Genomic DNA, 14,733 nt, shown 5'->3' with positions numbered 1-14,733 from the left:
TGTTCCGTTCTGAGGCTGGTGGGACGCAATCCCGACCGAACGTTCGATAACGCTCGGTAATCCAATGTTGAAGCGGATACAGCCGTTTTGTCAACAGGGTCGACTCGACCGGATTGAAATGTTCAGTTGAGCTGAACAGTGAACCTCAGTTGCCGCCGCGCATGATGTCGACGGCGAACCGCGCGTACTCCCGCGCGATCTCCGACGCCGACGTCGGCCCGGAGGGCTGGAACCACGACGGCAGCGACGTGCACATGGTGGATATCGCCCGGGTGGCGTCGCGGGCGTGCGGCGTGCGGAATTCGCCCGTCGCGATCGCGTCGTCGGCCGCGTCGTCGAGCATGTACTGGATGTCGTTGCGTAGCGCGGAGATTCGCTCGTGGTCAGGCGGCAGAATGCTGCGCATCTCGCTCGCGCCGATGAAGGCCAGGTCCCTGCGGTGGGTGTGGAACAGCGCGAGTGCCTCGACCATGTTGCTGAATCGCTGGGTGGGCGTGGCCCCTTCGGTCCTGGCCGCCGGGATGAGCCAGTGCAACTCGCTCATCGCGACGTCGAGAATCGCCACCAGCAGGCGCTGCTTGCTCGGGTAGTGGTGGTAGACGCCGGGGACACTCATGTGCGCGGCGGTGGCGATGGTCCGCATGGTGGCCCCGTGGTAGCCGGTGCGGACGAACACCGAGATGGCGGCCATGAGCACTGGGTCCAGGTTCAACGCGGGAAACGCGCGCCAGTCTGCGCCAGGGATGTTGTCGTGGACGCGGGGCCGCGGAACATGGTCGGGCTCGGGTGCCCGCAACATCTCGGTGGCCGACGTGCCCAGCGCCTCGGCGATCGCGTAGAGCCGATCCACGCTGAGGCCTGCCTTGTCGTTCTCGATCGCGCTCATCGTCGCCGGGCTCACGCCGATGCGGGTGGCCAGCTGGCGTAACGAGACCCCGGCCCGCACGCGGGCGGACCGCACGAGCGCGCCAGTGTGTTCAGCCATGCTGAACATGATAGGCGTCGCCCCGGCTGATTGTCCCGGCCCACACGATCCCGGGCCCCGGTTTGTCCCGCGCACCATTGTCGGAGCGCGGCACCGGCGGACATGGTTGAGGCGTCGAAACTTCCCCATTCGTAGGAGTACCGGGTGACCAATGTTGCGGTTAATCTGCGCGAGGCGGCAGCGATGTATCCGGACGCCGACGCGCTGACGCTCGGCGAGCGCACGGTGACGTTCCGCGCGTTCGACGAATCGGCAAGCCGGGTCGCGGCTTTCCTGCACGCGGGCGGTATCGGCCCGGGGGACCGGGTGGGCCTGATGTTGCCGAACGTGCCCGCGTTCGCCATGCTCTACTACGGCATCCTGCGTGCCGGCGCGGTCGTCGTCCCGATGAATCCGCTGCAGAGTGCGCGAGAAGTCGACTTCTTTCTCTCCAATACCGATGCACGCCTTCTCTTTTCGCACCCCGACCACGCCTCGGCCGCCCACGCAGGTGCGGCGAGCGCCGGTGTGCCGGTGTGCGTGGTGGATGACGACGGACTTGCCGCGTTGACCGAACATCAGGCGCCCGTGCGGGATTCGGTCGTCCGCGGCGATGACGACACGGCCGTCATCCTGCACACGTCCGGCACGACTGGTGTTCCCAAGGGCGCCGAACTCACCCACGGCAACCTGCAGAAGAACCAGGCCGTGGCGGCTCGGCAGGTGATCCGATCGGGCCCCGACGACGTCATCCTGGCCTGCCTGCCGCTGTTTCACGCGTTCGGGATGACGTGTGCGCTCAACGTGGCGGTGGCGACGGCAGCCAACCTCGTCATGCTGCCCAGGTTCACCGGTGAGGACACCCTGGACCTCATCGCGCGCCGGCGCGTGACGGTGTTCGCCGGGGTGCCGACGATGTACTCGGCGATGCTGCACGCGGCAGGCGAGTGGAACACCGGCTCGTTGCGCATATGCCTGTCCGGTGGTGCGGCCCTGCCGCGAGAGTTGTTGCGCGGCTTCGAAGAACGCTTCGGCTGCGTCGTCCTCGAAGGCTACGGGCTATCCGAGACGTCCCCGCTGGCGTGCTTCAACCCGCCCGACCGGGAACGCAAGATCGGCTCGATCGGCGTTCCGATCGAAGGTGTGCAGATGCGGGTTGTCGACGATCGGGGAGTGCCCGTGGCATCAGGCGTGGCCGGTGAGATCCAGATCCGCGGCCACAACGTGATGAAAGGCTACTCGGGTCTGCCCGAGGCGACCGCGCACACGATCATCGACGGGTGGCTAGCCACCGGCGACATCGGCCGCACCGATGATGACGGCTACTTCTACGTCGTCGACCGCAAGAAGGCATTGATCATTCGGGGCGGGTACAACGTCTACCCGAGCGAGATCGAGGACGTCCTCTACGCGCATCCCGCCGTCGCCGCGGCTGCCGTGGTCGGCCTGCCTCATGAGTCGCTGGGGGAGGAGGTCGGCGCGGCGGTGGTGTTGAAGCGCGGCTCGCATGCGACGCCCCACGAGCTGCGGGCGTTCGTGAAAGAGCAGGTGGCTGCCTATAAGTACCCGCGGAAGGTGTGGATCGCCGACACCCTGCCGATGAGCGCTACCGGCAAGATCCTGCGGCGCGAGGTCCGCCCACCCGCCGACATGTCACTCGCCTAGGTGCCCCGCCGGCTGGCTACGCCGAGCGCTCAGCCTTGGCGGCCTCGCGCGCGAGCATGCGGTCGCGCTGCTCCTCGAACTTGACGACCTGTTTCTGCAGATCCTCCAGGTAGTCGGCGAGCTGCTCGCGGCGCTTCTCGCCGATTGCGGTCACGTCGTTGCGCTCGAAGATCCGCCACTTCTTGACGTTGGGCATCACGACCTCTTCGAGGTGCTGGCGCAGATCGTAAATGCCGTGTTTGGCCATGATCACGCTGTTGCGGCGCCAGTTCGGCATACCGCGGCCGGGCATCCGGAATCCTTCGATGATGGCGCACACCGCTTCCATCGCCTGGTCGGGCGCGAGGTCGAAACCGGCCGAGAACATGTTGCGGTAGAAGACCATGTGCAGGTTCTCGTCGGTCGCGACGCGCTGCAGCATCGACTCGGCGATGGGGTCGTCGCAGATCTTGCCGGTGTTGCGGTGGCTGACCCGGGTGGCGAGCTCCTGCAGCGTGGCGTACGCCGAGATCATCAGCGGGCCGGGCTCATGGATTTCGCGTTCTTCTTCGTCGGGGTCGTAGCCGTTGCGCATGTGCTCCATGCGCATGCGTTCCAGCGCCACGGGATCGACACCGCGGGTGACGACGAGGTAGTCGCGGATGACGATGCCGTGCCGGTTTTCCTCGGCGGTCCACTGGTTGACCCAGTGGCCCCAGGCGCCGTCGAGCGAGAAGTGGTTGGCTGCGCCCCGGTGGTAGGACGGCAGGTTGTCCTCGGTGAGCAGATTGGTGACCATCGCGACCTTGGCGACCTCGGACAGCCGGGATTGTTCGGGGTCCCAGTCCTCGCCGCCCAGCGCGGCGAAGTTACGGCCCAGATCCCACGGGACATAGTCGTGCGGATGCCACTCCTTGGCCACCTTCAGGTGATGATTGAGACCTGCCTCAGCAACCGGCTCGAGCTCCTTGAGAACCTCGACGTCGGTCAAATATCTCTGCAACAGGGTCCCCTTAAGTGTTAGCCCGACCGGTGTGTGTCCGCGTTATCTGCCTGGATATACGCATGCAAGGTACCCGGTTTTGCGGCTAAAACCGATTTGCCGTCCCACCCAGGGGCACGCGGCCGGCCGGCCGATCCGGCAAATCCGCACGAGCAGATGCTATCAAGATCGGCGTTTCCGCAGCTGGACGCACTTTCTTGAAAACGCGCGAAACCCCGGAACCGCGCGCTCGGCTCTGCCGCGGCGCCAGTCCCGGGGTTCCGGAAGTGATCAGAGAGCGGTTACGCCCACCGCTTGCGGGCCCTTGGCGCCCTGAGTGACTTCGAACTTCACCCGCTGGTTCTCCTCCAGCGTGTGGTAGCCGCTGCCCTGGATCTCGCTGTGGTGAACGAACACGTCGGCCGCACCGCCATCCGGGGCAATGAAGCCAAAGCCCTTGTCGTTGTTAAACCACTTCACGGTTCCTTCGGTCATGCTTTTACTACTTTCTCTTTTTTCGATGAACGCATCGTCGATGCGCCCAAATATATTGGGGCCCAACAGGTAACGGTGGTCGGCTACTGGTGTGCCGAGGTCGCGGGCTGTCGAGTGCCGAGGACGACCGTGCTGAAGTCATGCTGTGGCGTCAAAGTGACGCTCCCGCCTTGACCGCGACCGGTCATATTTCGATTCGGCGACGGCCTGACTTTGACCAGTCAGGCGACGAAGTACCGCCGAGTTATCCCAAGTGTACTTGGTGCCTCCAAATCGGCAGGGCGCGAGCCGGCGAACCTGCCGGCAGTTCGGTCTGCTCCTGCCGCCGGAGATACCGATGGCCATGGCCGACGGCAGATTTCGCGTGACGCCACGCCGGTGCAGCCAGGCCGATCGCTGCGTCGTCGGCGGTGGTGGGTGTAGTTTGGTGCAGGTAGGCGTCACATCTCTCAGCGGGGTAGCCGGCGGTCTCAGCCGTCTGGATCCTTCCATTGTCGACGCGATCAGCCTGCAGATCATGCATCGATTGGTGGTTCCCACCGCGACGCATGCGGCCGGACCCACACCGACCTAGGAGCGGGCTTATGGAGTCTTCCGTCGTCTTTTCTCATACTTGTCCGCCCGTCGACATCGACGACTATACGAACCTCGCGATACCCGTTGAGGCACCGATTTTTTCGAGCGACTCTGACAATCATTCGCTTCCCGGTCCGACGACATCATGAACGGCTTGGAGGGCCCCCGACGCTCAGCGCGACCGGTACGGGTCGTGTTGGCCAAGCAATTGGGAGCCGACATCGACGGGGCGTGGTGGCCCTATTCCGGGTCGCTGGCCACCGAACTGCCCAATCTGGTCGCGGCGCTGCAGCACCAGCTGGGCGAGATTGTCGAGATCTGTCTGAATTGGTCGGAGACCGAGGGGCAGCTCGACCTGGACGCGATGGTCGTCGGAAGCCGTTGGGCAACCGTGACGCGTCCCAAGCGTCTGCGCCTGATCAGGGTGACCGGTCGCAACGCCGACATCACGTTGCTGGTGGTGCCGCCGAGAACATCGCTGGCGCTGGGAGCTCTGGTGATGCGCTGTGCGGCGGTGCTGCCGATCACCAGTGCCGACCGCAACACCCCGCTGTTCGCGATCGCCGACTCGGTCGTCGACACCGCGCTGGCGGAATCCGCCAGATGGGCCCGCCCGGTCCGCAAGGCGGCGGTGGCTGAAGGCTGACGCGGGCGGGCGCGCAGGCGCCGGCTACACCTGGGTCAGCAGGACGGCCTGCTCGAAGGGCAACCGGGCGAACGGCCGTCGCATCACGCCTGTCACGTGCTCGGCGGCTTCTTCCTTGGTCACCACCCGCGGATCCTGCACCCGGATGGTCTTGCCATGGCGGCGGATCTGGGCGTGACCGGCGGCGGTGAGGTTCTTCAGCCAGTCCCGATCCGGGCCGTAGGTCAGCATGATCGCCACGCCGTCGTCGGTGCTGAACACGCTCAGCGGGGTGCGGTAGGTCTTGCCCGATTTGCGACCGACGTGCTCAAGGATTCCGAAGGTCGGGGCCCAGCCGGCCCACAGGCGTTGGATGGGATTGGTCACGTGGCGATTGAAGCGAGCCAGCGATTGCGGTAGCTGCATGCTCCCATCAAACTCGTGCTTTATGGCCTACCTCAAGCCTGGATGGTTTGTTCGCACAGTGTTCAACCGGATCGCTATGGCCACCGGCGTCGGGCAGAGCCGGACCCTGACGGTCACCACCCGAATCAGCAAACAGCCTCAGCAGATTCCTGTCGTGGTTCCCGAGGTCAACGGGGTCAAGTACCTCGTCTCGACCCGGGGTGAGTCGGAATGGGTACGCAATGTGCGGGCCGAACCCCGCGTCACACTGGGATCGGACAGCTACGTCGCCGCCGAGGTTCCGGTGGAGCAACGAGCGCCGATCATCGCCGCCTATCGGCCCCTGGCGGGCAAGGTCGTCGAAGGCTACTGGAGGCAACTGCCCGACGACGCGGACCACCCGGTGTTCGCGCTGACCCCGGCCGGGTGAGACGTTCGGCTACAACTGATGGTGATGAACGCCACAGCGAATGTCGATGACGTCAGCACGCTGCCCCTTGCACCTCGCAATCCGCTGTCCATCCGACAATTGGCAAACGCCGTGCGGGAACTGGACACCGGCCAGTTGGTGCTGCGCGCCGCGGGCGGGCCCATCACGCGCGTGCAGTTCGGCCCCGCGTGGCTGATGCCCCCGCTCGTCGCGGTGTTCTCCCCGGACGGCATCCGCGACGTGCTCGGGCGCAACGACGCGTTCGCCGAGCGGTGCATCGTGCACGACGAGGTGCGCCACGCCGCCGGTGACAGCCTGTTCGTGCTGCCCAATGAGCAGTGGCGGCCCAGGAGACGCGCATTGCAGCCGGTGTTCACCAGACTGAACGTGCGCGCCTTCGGCGGGCACATGTCGCGGGCCGCGCAGACCGCGGTCGACAGCTGGGGTGACGGCGGCGGGATCGATCTCGACGCCGAATGCCGCCGGGTCACCATGCAGTCGCTGGGCCGTTCGGTGTTGGGTATCGACCTCAACGAGCGCGCTGGCGTCATCGTCGAGCACATGCACGTCGCGTCGTCGTACACCACCGACCGGGCGCTGCGTCCGGTCCGGGCACCCAGGTGGCTTCCCACCCCGGCGCGCGCCCGCGCCCGCGCCGCCGTCGCGGCGATGCGGGCGGTGACCACCGAGATCCTGCGCGCCTGTCGCTCTGATCCGGACCGGGACGCGCCGCTGGTCCAGGCGTTGATCGCGGCCACCGACCCGGAGACCGGCTGCCCGCTGTCCGATGAGGACATCAGCAACGACCTGCTGATCTTCATGCTGGCCGGGCACGACACGACGGCCACCGCGCTGACCTACGCGCTGTGGCAACTCGGCCGCCATCCCGAGATTCAGCAGCGGGTGGCGGCCGAGGCCGCAGCGCTCGGTGACCGCGAGTTGACCCCGGCCGACGTGCCGAGCCTCGGCTACACCGTGCAGGTACTGAACGAAGCCATGCGCCTCTGCCCGCCCGCCGCCGGGGTGGGCCGCCTGGCGCTTCGCGATATCGCTGTGGACGGCTACCGGGTCCAGGCGGGCAGCCTGGTGGCACTGGGTATCTACGCCGTACATCACGATCCGCAGCTGTGGCCGGATCCCGAGGTGTTCGACCCCGACCGGTTCAGCCCGGAGAACACCCGGCAGCGGGACCGCTGGCAGTTCATCCCGTTCGCCGGTGGTGCGCGGTCGTGCATCGGCGAGCATTTCGCGCGGCTTGAGACGACGCTGGCGCTGGCCACCATCGTGCGCGCCGTCGAAGTCGTCGCGACCTGCGCCGAGTTCCCGGTTGACGTGCCGTTCACCACCGTGGCCAAGGGGCCGATCCCGGCCACGGTGCGGCCACGGGGACGGGCCACTATTACACCCTGTAGTTGACGGGTTTGCACCGGCTGGGACACTGGTGGCCATGCCTGTCACCCAGCGCTCGGCCGAACTGTTCGCCGATGCCTGCGCCTTCATCCCCGGGGGAGTGAATTCCCCGGTCCGGGCCTTCACCTCTGTGGGCGGTACGCCGAGGTTCATCACCTCCGCGCAGGGCTACTGGCTCACCGACGCCGACGACAACCGCTACATCGACCTCGTCTGCTCGTGGGGCCCGGCGCTGCTCGGCCACGCCCACCCGGCCGTCGTGGAGGCAGTTCAGCAGACCGCGGCGCACGGGCTGAGCTTCGGCGCCCCGACGCCGTCGGAGACCGAGCTGGCCGCCGAGATCATCGGCCGGGTCGCGCCCGTCGAGAAGCTGCGGTTGGTGAACTCCGGGACCGAGGCCACCATGAGCGCCATCCGGCTGGCCCGCGGCTACACCGGGCGAGCCAAGATCATCAAGTTCTCGGGTTGCTACCACGGCCACAGCGATGCACTGCTCGCCGACGCCGGCTCCGGCGTCGCGACGCTGGGCCTGCCGTCCTCGCCCGGCGTCACGGGCGCCGCGGCCGCCGACACCATCGTGCTGCCGTACAACAACGTCGAAGCGGTCGAGGACGTGTTCAAGCGCTTCGGTGACGAGATCGCGTGCGTCATCAGCGAGGCCAGCCCCGGGAACATGGGCACGGTGCCGCCGCTGCCGGGCTTCAACGCCGCGCTGCGGCGCATCACCGCGGCCCACGGTGCGCTCCTGATCCTCGACGAGGTGATGACGGGCTTCCGCGTGAGCAAGGCCGGGTGGTACGGGCTGGATCCCGTAGACGCGGATCTCTTCACGTTCGGCAAGGTGATGAGCGGCGGCCTGCCCGCCGCGGCGTTCGGCGGCAGCGCCGAGGTGATGGGGCGGCTGGCCCCGCTGGGTCCCGTGTATCAAGCGGGCACCCTGTCGGGGAACCCGGTGGCGATGGCCGCCGGGTTGGCGACGTTGCGCAACGCCGACGATGCGGCCTACGCCCGGCTCGACGCCAACGCCGACACGTTGGCGGGCCTGCTGGCCTCCGCACTGACCGATGCCGGCGTCGCGCACCAGGTGCAGCGGGCGGGCAACATGCTCAGCGTGTTCTTCACCGACGAGCCGGTGCACGATTTCGCCGCCGCGAAGGCCACGCAGACCTGGCGCTTCCCGCCGTTCTTCCATGCGCTGCTGGAGGCCGGGGTCTACCCGCCGTGTAGCGCATTCGAAACCTGGTTCGTCTCAAGCATTTTGGATGATGCAGCGTTCGAGCGCATCGCCGATGCCCTGCCCGGTGCGGCGCGCGCCGCCGCGGAGGCCACGGCGTGACAGTTCGGACGACCGTGCACGTCATGCGGCACGGTGAGGTGTTCAACCCGGATAAGGTGCTCTACGGGCGCCTGCCCGGCTATCACCTGTCGGAGCGGGGCCGAGCCCAGGCGCAGGCCGCCGCGGATTGGTTGGCGCACAACGACATCGTGCACGTGGTGGCCTCGCCGTTGGAGCGGGCCCAGGAGACCGCGACACCCATCGCCGAAAGCCACGGCCTGCCCATCAATGTCGACGACGATCTCATCGAATCATGGAATCAGTTCGAGGGTGAGCGGGTGTCGCCCGGTGACGGCGCGCTGCGCGATCCACGGAACTGGCCGCGGCTGCGCAACCCGATGAAGCCGTCGTGGGGCGAGCCCTACGACCAGATCGCCCCGCGAATGATGGCTGCGCTCAACCGTGCTCGCGAGAAGGCCGCAGGCCACGAGGCGGTGTGTGTGAGCCACCAACTCCCGGTCGAGACGCTGCGCCGGGCCATGACGGGGCGCAAGCTCGCGCATCTGCCGTTGCCGCACAGCCGGTTGTGCAACCTGTCGTCGCTCACGTCGTTCACGTTCGACGGCGACCGCCTGGTCCGCTGGGGATACTCGGAGCCCTGGGGTATCTAGTGAAGTGGTTGGTCGCGCTGCTTGCGGCGGTGCTGTTCGTCTCCGGTTGTTCCACCGGTGACGACGCCGTCGCGCAGGGCGGCACGTTCGAGTTCGTCGCGCCGGGCGGCAAGACCGACATCTTCTACGATCCGCCCGAAAAGCGTGGCACCCCAGGCAAATTGAGCGGGCCGGAGCTCGCCGATCCGAACAAGACGCTGTCGCTCGACGATTTCGCGGGCAAGGTCGTGGTGATCAACGTGTGGGGCCAGTGGTGTGGGCCGTGCCGCGCCGAGATCAGCCAGTTGCAGAAGGTGTACGACACCACCCGCGACAAGGGCGTGGCGTTCCTCGGCATCGACGTGCGGGATAACAACCGCGACGCCGCAGTCGATTTCGTCACCGACCGCAAGGTCAGCTTCCCGTCGATCTATGACCCGGCGATGCGCACCATGATCGCGTTCGGCGGCAAGTACCCGACGACGGTGATCCCGTCGACCGTGGTGCTCGACCGTCAGCACCGCGTTGCGGCGGTGTTCCTGCGGGAGTTGCTGGCCGAGGATCTGCAGCCGATCGTGGAGAAGTTGGCTGCCGAACCAGGACCGAAGACATGACCGGTTTCGCGGAGATCGCGGCTGCAGGGCCCGTGCTGCTAGCCCTGGGGGTCAGTGTGCTCGCCGGCGTGGTGTCGTTCGCGTCGCCGTGCGTCGTGCCGCTGGTGCCGGGCTATCTGTCGTACCTGGCCGCAGTCGTCGGGGTCGACGAATCCGAAGCAGGCACGGTCGGCGTCAAGACCGCGCGCCTGCGGGTCGCCGGTGCCGCCGCGTTGTTCGTCGCCGGGTTCACCGTGGTGTTCTTGCTGGGCGCCGTCGCCGTCCTCGGCATGACCACCACCCTGATCGCCAACCAGCTGCTGCTGCAACGCATCGGCGGCATCGTCACCATCGTGATGGGTCTGGTGTTCGTCGGATTCGTGCCGATGCTGCAGCGCCAGGCCCGGTTCACGCCGCGGCAATGGTCGACGCTGGCCGGGGCCCCGCTGCTGGGCGCGGTGTTCGCGCTCGGCTGGACCCCGTGCCTCGGGCCGACTCTGACCGGCGTGATCGCGGTGGCGTCGGCGACCGACGGCGCGAGTGTGGCGCGCGGCGTGACCCTGGTGCTGGCCTACTGCCTCGGGTTGGGCATTCCGTTCGTGCTGCTGGCCCTCGGCTCGGCGCGGGCCGTGCAGGGCCTTGGCTGGTTGCGCCGCCACACCCGCGCCATCCAGATCTTCGGCGGGATCCTGCTGATCCTGGTGGGTACCGCTCTCGTCACGGGCCTGTGGAACGACTTCGTGTCCTGGGTGCGCGACGCCTTCGTCAGCGATGTGAGGTTGCCGATATGACCGACCTCGACTCGCGAGCAGACACGGAATCGCCCAAATCGAGTGGTCCCGGTGCGATTCAGCGTCTGCTCGCGCTGATGCGGAACACCTGGCGGACCCTGACGTCGATGGGCACGGCCCTGGTGCTGCTGTTCCTGCTGGCGCTCGGCGCCATCCCGGGTGCCCTGTTGCCGCAGCGCAGCCTCAACTCCTCGAAGGTCGATGAGTACCTCACCAAGCACTCGACCATCGGCCCGTGGCTGGACCGGGTTCAGGCCTTCGACGTCTTCTCCAGCTTCTGGTTCACCGCCATCTACGTCCTGCTGTTCATCTCGCTGGTCGGCTGCCTGACCCCGCGGATGATCGAGCATGTCCGCACCCTGCGGGCCGTTCCGGTGGCCGCGCCGCGCAACCTGGCCCGGCTGCCGAAGTACCACTCCGAGCAGGTCAACGGCGATCCCGACGAACTGGCCGAGCGGGTGACGCGCCGGCTCAAGGGCTGGCGGACCGTCACCCGCACCGAAGACGGCGTCACCGAGGTCTCGGCCGAAAAGGGCTATCTGCGCGAGTTCGGCAACATCGTCTTCCACTTCTCGCTGCTCGGCCTGCTGGTCGCGGTCGCCGCGGGCAAGCTGTTCGGCTACGAGGGCAACGTCATCGTCATCGCCGACGGCGGCCCCGGCTTCTGCTCGGCCTCCCCGGCGGCGTTCGACTCGTTCCGGGCAGGCAACACCGTCGACGGCACCTCGCTGGACCCCATCTGCCTGCGGGTCAACGATTTCGACGCGCACTACTTGCCGTCGGGCCAGGCCTTGTCGTTCGCGGCCAACGTCGACTATCAGGCCGGCCACGACCTGGCAGCCAACACCTGGCGGCCCTACCGGCTCGAGGTCAACCATCCGCTGCGCATCGGCGGCAACCGGATCTACCTGCAGGGGCACGGCTACGCGCCGTCGTTCACGGTCACCTTCCCGGACGGGAAAACCCGCAGCCAGACCGTGCAGTGGAAGCCCGAGGAGCCGCTGACCCTGCTGTCCTCCGGCGTCGTGCGGATCGATCCGCCGGGCGGCAGCTACCCCGACGCCGACGAGCGCCGCAAGCATCAGATCGCCATCCAGGGAGTGTTCGCCCCGACCAAACAGCTCGAGGGCACGCTGCTGTCGTCGAGCTTCCCGGCGCTCAACGATCCGGCGGTCGCCGTCGACATCTACCGCGGCGACACTGGCCTGGACACCGGCCGGCCGCAGTCCCTGTTCTCGCTGGATCCGCGCCTCATCGACCAGAAGCGGCTGACCAAGGTGGCGCGGGTCAACCTGGCCAAGGGACAGGTCACGCGCCTCGACGACGGCACCACGGTCCGGTTCGACGGGGCGGTCCCGTTCATCAACCTGCAGGTGTCCCATGATCCGGCGCAGGTGTGGGTGCTGGTCTTCGCCATGTCGATGATGGCCGGGTTGCTGGTGTCGTTGGTGGTGCGCAGGCGCCGGGTCTGGGTTCGGATCCAACCCGCTGCGCCGGGTACCGTGAGCGTCGAGCTGGGCGGGCTCGCGCGCACCGACAACTCCGGATGGGGCGACGAGTTCGAGCGATTGACGCAACGGCTGCTGGGAGAGTGACGCACGCATGAATACCGAGCACATCGATATCGGGTTGGCCCGGTACTCGGACTGGGCTTTCACCTCATCGGTGGTGGTTCTGGTGGGTGCCCTGCTGTTGCTGGCGGTGGAGCTTGCGTACAGCCGCGGCCGGAAAGTCGAAGTTCGGGAGCTGGTCGGTGCCACGGTCGGCGCCGACAGCACGACCCCCGGCGTCATCGCCGACGTCCCCACCCGGTCCACCGACGAGCGGATCGGCCGCGCCGGCCTGGCCCTGGTCTACGTCGGTATCGCGCTGTTGTTCGGATGCATCGTGCTGCGCGGCCTGGCCACGGCCCGGGTGCCGTGGGGCAACATGTACGAGTTCATCAACCTGACGTGCTTCGCCGGCCTGATCGCGTCGGCGATCGTGCTGCGCAGGCCGCAGTACCGCGCGTTGTGGGTGTTCGTTCTGGTGCCGGTGCTGATCCTGCTGGCGGTGTCGGGCCACTGGCTGTACACCAACGCCGCGCCCGTGATGCCCGCGCTGCAGTCGTACTGGCTGCCGATCCACGTGTCGGTGGTCAGCCTGGGCTCCGGGGTGTTCCTGGTGGCCGGTGTCGCGAGCATCCTGTTTCTGGTCAAGATGTCGCCTTTGGCCGAACGGGACAATGCTTTCGGGCGGGTCATCCAGCGCCTGCCCGACGCGCAGACCCTCGACCGGATCGCCTACCGGACGACCATCTTCGCGTTCCCCATCTTCGGTTTCGGAGTGATCTTCGGTGCCATCTGGGCCGAGGAGGCATGGGGCCGCTACTGGGGTTGGGACCCCAAGGAGACGGTGTCGTTCATCGCGTGGGTGGTCTACGCCGCGTACCTGCATGCCCGTTCGACCGCAGGTTGGCGCGACCGCAAGGCCGCTTGGATCAACGTGGTTGGCTTCGTTGCGATGGTGTTCAACCTGTTTTTCATCAATCTGGTTACCGTCGGGCTGCACTCGTACGCCGGCGTTGGTTAGGTGATGTGGTGCGCGGGTAGCGCATCGCGCCCGAATGGAGGGGAGATTCCATGTCCGAGTCAACTGAACACGGCACGGTGGATGTGTCCACGACCGCACCGGACGAGCCGACCATCAGCCACGCCGGGCTCCCTCCGACGCAGGTAGCCGACCAACCGGCATCGGCTGTGTCCGGTTTTCGCGGGCAGCAGCGTTTCAGCGACCCGTCGACCAGCGCGGCGCCGCCGCCGGAGTGGACGGCCCCGACCCCACCGCACGGAGTTCCCGTCGTCGAGGCACCGCGCGTAGCACCGGCACTGCACGCGGCACCGGCTCAGCCGGCGCAGCCTGCCCAGCCCGCGCAGCCCGATTTCTCGTCCCCGTACCGCGATCTGTCGACCACGGCACTGCTCGGGCAGCGCAAGAACCCGCCGTCATCGGGTTGGCGCAAGCTGCTGTACCTGTCGACGTTCAAGCTCGTCAACGTCGGGGAGAGCCCCAAGGTCAACCACCACAACGATCTGCTGGCCGAGGTGCGTCAACCGCTGCAGGGCTGCTACCGCATCGCGCTGCTGTCGCTCAAGGGCGGCGTCGGCAAGACCACGATCACCGCGACGCTGGGCGCCACGTTCGCCTCCATCCGCGGTGACCGGGTGGTGGCCGTGGACGCCAACCCGGATCGGGGCACGCTGAGCCAGAAGGTGCCGCTGGAGACCGCGGCGACGGTGCGCCACCTGCTGCGCGACGCCGAGGGCATCGAGCGGTACAGCGATGTGCGGGCCTATACCTCCCAGGGGCCGAGCCGGCTGGAGGTGCTCGCCTCAGAAAGCGATCCCGCGGTGTCGGAGGCGTTCAGCTCCGACGATTACGTGCGCACGCTGGAGGTGCTCGAGCGGTTCTACAGCCTGGTCCTGACCGACTGCGGCACCGGCCTGATGCACTCGGCGATGTCGGCGGTGTTGTCCAAGGCCGACGTGCTGATCGTGATCAGCTCCGGCTCGGTCGACGGGGCGCGCAGCGCCTCGGCAACGTTGGACTGGCTCGACGCACACGGGCATCAGGATCTGGTCCGCAATGCGGTCGCGGTGGTCAACGCGGTGCGGCCGCGGTCGGGCAAGGTGGATCTGTCGAAGGTGGTGGATCACTTCTCGCGGCGGTGCCGTGCGGTGCGGCTGGTGCCGTTCGACCCGCATTTGGAGGAGGGCGCGGAGATCAGCTTGGAGCGGCTCAAGCCGAAGACGCGCGAAGCGCTGATCGAGTTGGCTGCGGTGGTCGCCAGTGACTTTGCCAAGCCGCGGCAGAGCCGCAGTGAACTGCGCGGCTGACGTGCTGCACGAACCCG

15 protein-coding genes are annotated in these 14,733 nt (G+C 67.3%); 11 read left to right on the top strand and 4 right to left on the bottom strand.

The features are described from left to right. Nucleotides 1-145: 145 nt before the first annotated feature. Nucleotides 146-985, bottom strand: coding sequence for a TetR-type transcription factor C-terminal domain-containing protein (locus A5784_RS12515; protein ID WP_064945299.1), 840 nt, complete (start codon nt 983-985; stop codon nt 146-148). A 144-nt stretch (nt 986-1,129) separates the two neighbouring features. On the opposite strand from A5784_RS12515, the gene A5784_RS12510 reads away from it, so the two are divergent. Then, nucleotides 1,130-2,629: a long-chain-fatty-acid--CoA ligase gene (locus A5784_RS12510; protein WP_064945222.1), complete on the top strand. Its 1,500-nt coding sequence runs from the start codon at nt 1,130-1,132 to the stop codon at nt 2,627-2,629. Nucleotides 2,630-2,645: 16 nt separating this feature from the next. On the opposite strand, the gene A5784_RS12505 is transcribed toward A5784_RS12510, so the two are convergent. Continuing rightward, entirely contained in the window at nt 2,646-3,611 is a 966-nt protein-coding gene (locus tag A5784_RS12505; RefSeq protein WP_064945221.1) for an acyl-ACP desaturase, read from the bottom strand. Nucleotides 3,612-3,881: 270 nt separating this feature from the next. After that, on the bottom strand, nt 3,882-4,085 hold the full coding sequence (locus A5784_RS12500) for a cold-shock protein (RefSeq protein WP_064945220.1): 204 nt from the start codon (nt 4,083-4,085) through the stop codon (nt 3,882-3,884). A 721-nt stretch (nt 4,086-4,806) separates the two neighbouring features. Here A5784_RS12500 and A5784_RS12490 point away from each other — a divergent pair. Further along, on the top strand, nt 4,807-5,307 hold the full coding sequence (locus tag A5784_RS12490; RefSeq protein ID WP_064945218.1) for a DUF5994 family protein: 501 nt from the start codon (nt 4,807-4,809) through the stop codon (nt 5,305-5,307). A 24-nt stretch (nt 5,308-5,331) separates the two neighbouring features. Here the strand turns inward: A5784_RS12490 and A5784_RS12485 are convergent, their stop codons facing one another. Beyond that, nucleotides 5,332-5,712, bottom strand: a complete 381-nt coding sequence (locus A5784_RS12485; protein WP_064945217.1) for a nitroreductase family deazaflavin-dependent oxidoreductase — start codon at nt 5,710-5,712, stop codon at nt 5,332-5,334. Between the two features lie 22 nt (nt 5,713-5,734). Between A5784_RS12485 and A5784_RS12480 the strand changes: the two genes are divergently transcribed. The 9 genes from A5784_RS12480 to A5784_RS12440 all read left to right on the top strand — a co-directional run bounded on the left by A5784_RS12480 (nt 5,735) and on the right by A5784_RS12440 (nt 14,716). Continuing rightward, entirely contained in the window at nt 5,735-6,121 is a 387-nt protein-coding gene (locus A5784_RS12480) for a nitroreductase/quinone reductase family protein (protein ID WP_064945216.1), read from the top strand. Nucleotides 6,122-6,145: 24 nt separating this feature from the next. Beyond that, a complete protein-coding gene (locus A5784_RS12475; RefSeq protein ID WP_197514718.1) occupies nt 6,146-7,537 on the top strand; it encodes a cytochrome P450 in 1,392 nt (463 codons plus the stop codon). Between the two features lie 31 nt (nt 7,538-7,568). Further along, entirely contained in the window at nt 7,569-8,867 is a 1,299-nt protein-coding gene (hemL, locus tag A5784_RS12470) for a glutamate-1-semialdehyde 2,1-aminomutase (protein WP_064945214.1), read from the top strand. After that, nucleotides 8,864-9,478: a histidine phosphatase family protein gene (locus A5784_RS12465; protein WP_502687511.1), complete on the top strand. Its 615-nt coding sequence runs from the start codon at nt 8,864-8,866 to the stop codon at nt 9,476-9,478. The genes hemL and A5784_RS12465 overlap by 4 nt, the downstream gene beginning before the upstream one ends. After that, nucleotides 9,478-10,071: a TlpA disulfide reductase family protein gene (locus tag A5784_RS12460; protein ID WP_064945212.1), complete on the top strand. Its 594-nt coding sequence runs from the start codon at nt 9,478-9,480 to the stop codon at nt 10,069-10,071. The genes A5784_RS12465 and A5784_RS12460 overlap by 1 nt, the downstream gene beginning before the upstream one ends. Further along, nucleotides 10,068-10,841, top strand: coding sequence for a cytochrome c biogenesis CcdA family protein (locus A5784_RS12455; RefSeq protein ID WP_064945211.1), 774 nt, complete (start codon nt 10,068-10,070; stop codon nt 10,839-10,841). The genes A5784_RS12460 and A5784_RS12455 overlap by 4 nt, the downstream gene beginning before the upstream one ends. A gap of 77 nt (nt 10,842-10,918) precedes the next feature. Beyond that, complete coding sequence (gene resB, locus A5784_RS12450) at nt 10,919-12,436, top strand: cytochrome c biogenesis protein ResB (RefSeq protein WP_064945298.1); 1,518 nt, start codon at nt 10,919-10,921, stop codon at nt 12,434-12,436. A gap of 7 nt (nt 12,437-12,443) precedes the next feature. Continuing rightward, complete coding sequence (gene ccsB, locus A5784_RS12445; RefSeq protein ID WP_064945210.1) at nt 12,444-13,412, top strand: c-type cytochrome biogenesis protein CcsB; 969 nt, start codon at nt 12,444-12,446, stop codon at nt 13,410-13,412. Between the two features lie 50 nt (nt 13,413-13,462). Continuing rightward, nucleotides 13,463-14,716 carry a MinD/ParA family ATP-binding protein gene (locus A5784_RS12440; RefSeq protein WP_064945209.1) on the top strand — a complete coding sequence of 418 codons (1,254 nt, stop codon included), beginning with the start codon at nt 13,463-13,465 and terminating at the stop codon, nt 14,714-14,716. The last annotated feature ends 17 nt before the right edge of the window (nt 14,717-14,733 follow it).

It is taken from the genome of Mycobacterium sp. 852013-50091_SCH5140682, assembly GCF_001665685.1.
Lineage (GTDB): Bacteria > Actinomycetota > Actinomycetes > Mycobacteriales > Mycobacteriaceae > Mycobacterium.
Note: the sequence above shows the minus strand (reverse complement) of the source record. Positions and strands in the feature narration are given on the sequence as shown.

Coding starts and splice junctions, on each gene's coding strand:
- A5784_RS12475 (WP_197514718.1), top strand. CDS start 6,146: ATGAACGCCACAGCGAATGTCGATGACGTCAGCACGCTGCCCCTTGCA.
- A5784_RS12455 (WP_064945211.1), top strand. CDS start 10,068: ATGACCGGTTTCGCGGAGATCGCGGCTGCAGGGCCCGTGCTGCTAGCC.
- A5784_RS12490 (WP_064945218.1), top strand. CDS start 4,807: ATGAACGGCTTGGAGGGCCCCCGACGCTCAGCGCGACCGGTACGGGTC.
- hemL (WP_064945214.1), top strand. CDS start 7,569: ATGCCTGTCACCCAGCGCTCGGCCGAACTGTTCGCCGATGCCTGCGCC.
- A5784_RS12515 (WP_064945299.1), bottom strand. CDS start 985: ATGGCTGAACACACTGGCGCGCTCGTGCGGTCCGCCCGCGTGCGGGCC.
- A5784_RS12440 (WP_064945209.1), top strand. CDS start 13,463: ATGTCCGAGTCAACTGAACACGGCACGGTGGATGTGTCCACGACCGCA.
- A5784_RS12500 (WP_064945220.1), bottom strand. CDS start 4,085: ATGACCGAAGGAACCGTGAAGTGGTTTAACAACGACAAGGGCTTTGGC.
- A5784_RS12485 (WP_064945217.1), bottom strand. CDS start 5,712: ATGCAGCTACCGCAATCGCTGGCTCGCTTCAATCGCCACGTGACCAAT.
- A5784_RS12480 (WP_064945216.1), top strand. CDS start 5,735: ATGGCCTACCTCAAGCCTGGATGGTTTGTTCGCACAGTGTTCAACCGG.
- resB (WP_064945298.1), top strand. CDS start 10,919: ATGCGGAACACCTGGCGGACCCTGACGTCGATGGGCACGGCCCTGGTG.
- ccsB (WP_064945210.1), top strand. CDS start 12,444: ATGAATACCGAGCACATCGATATCGGGTTGGCCCGGTACTCGGACTGG.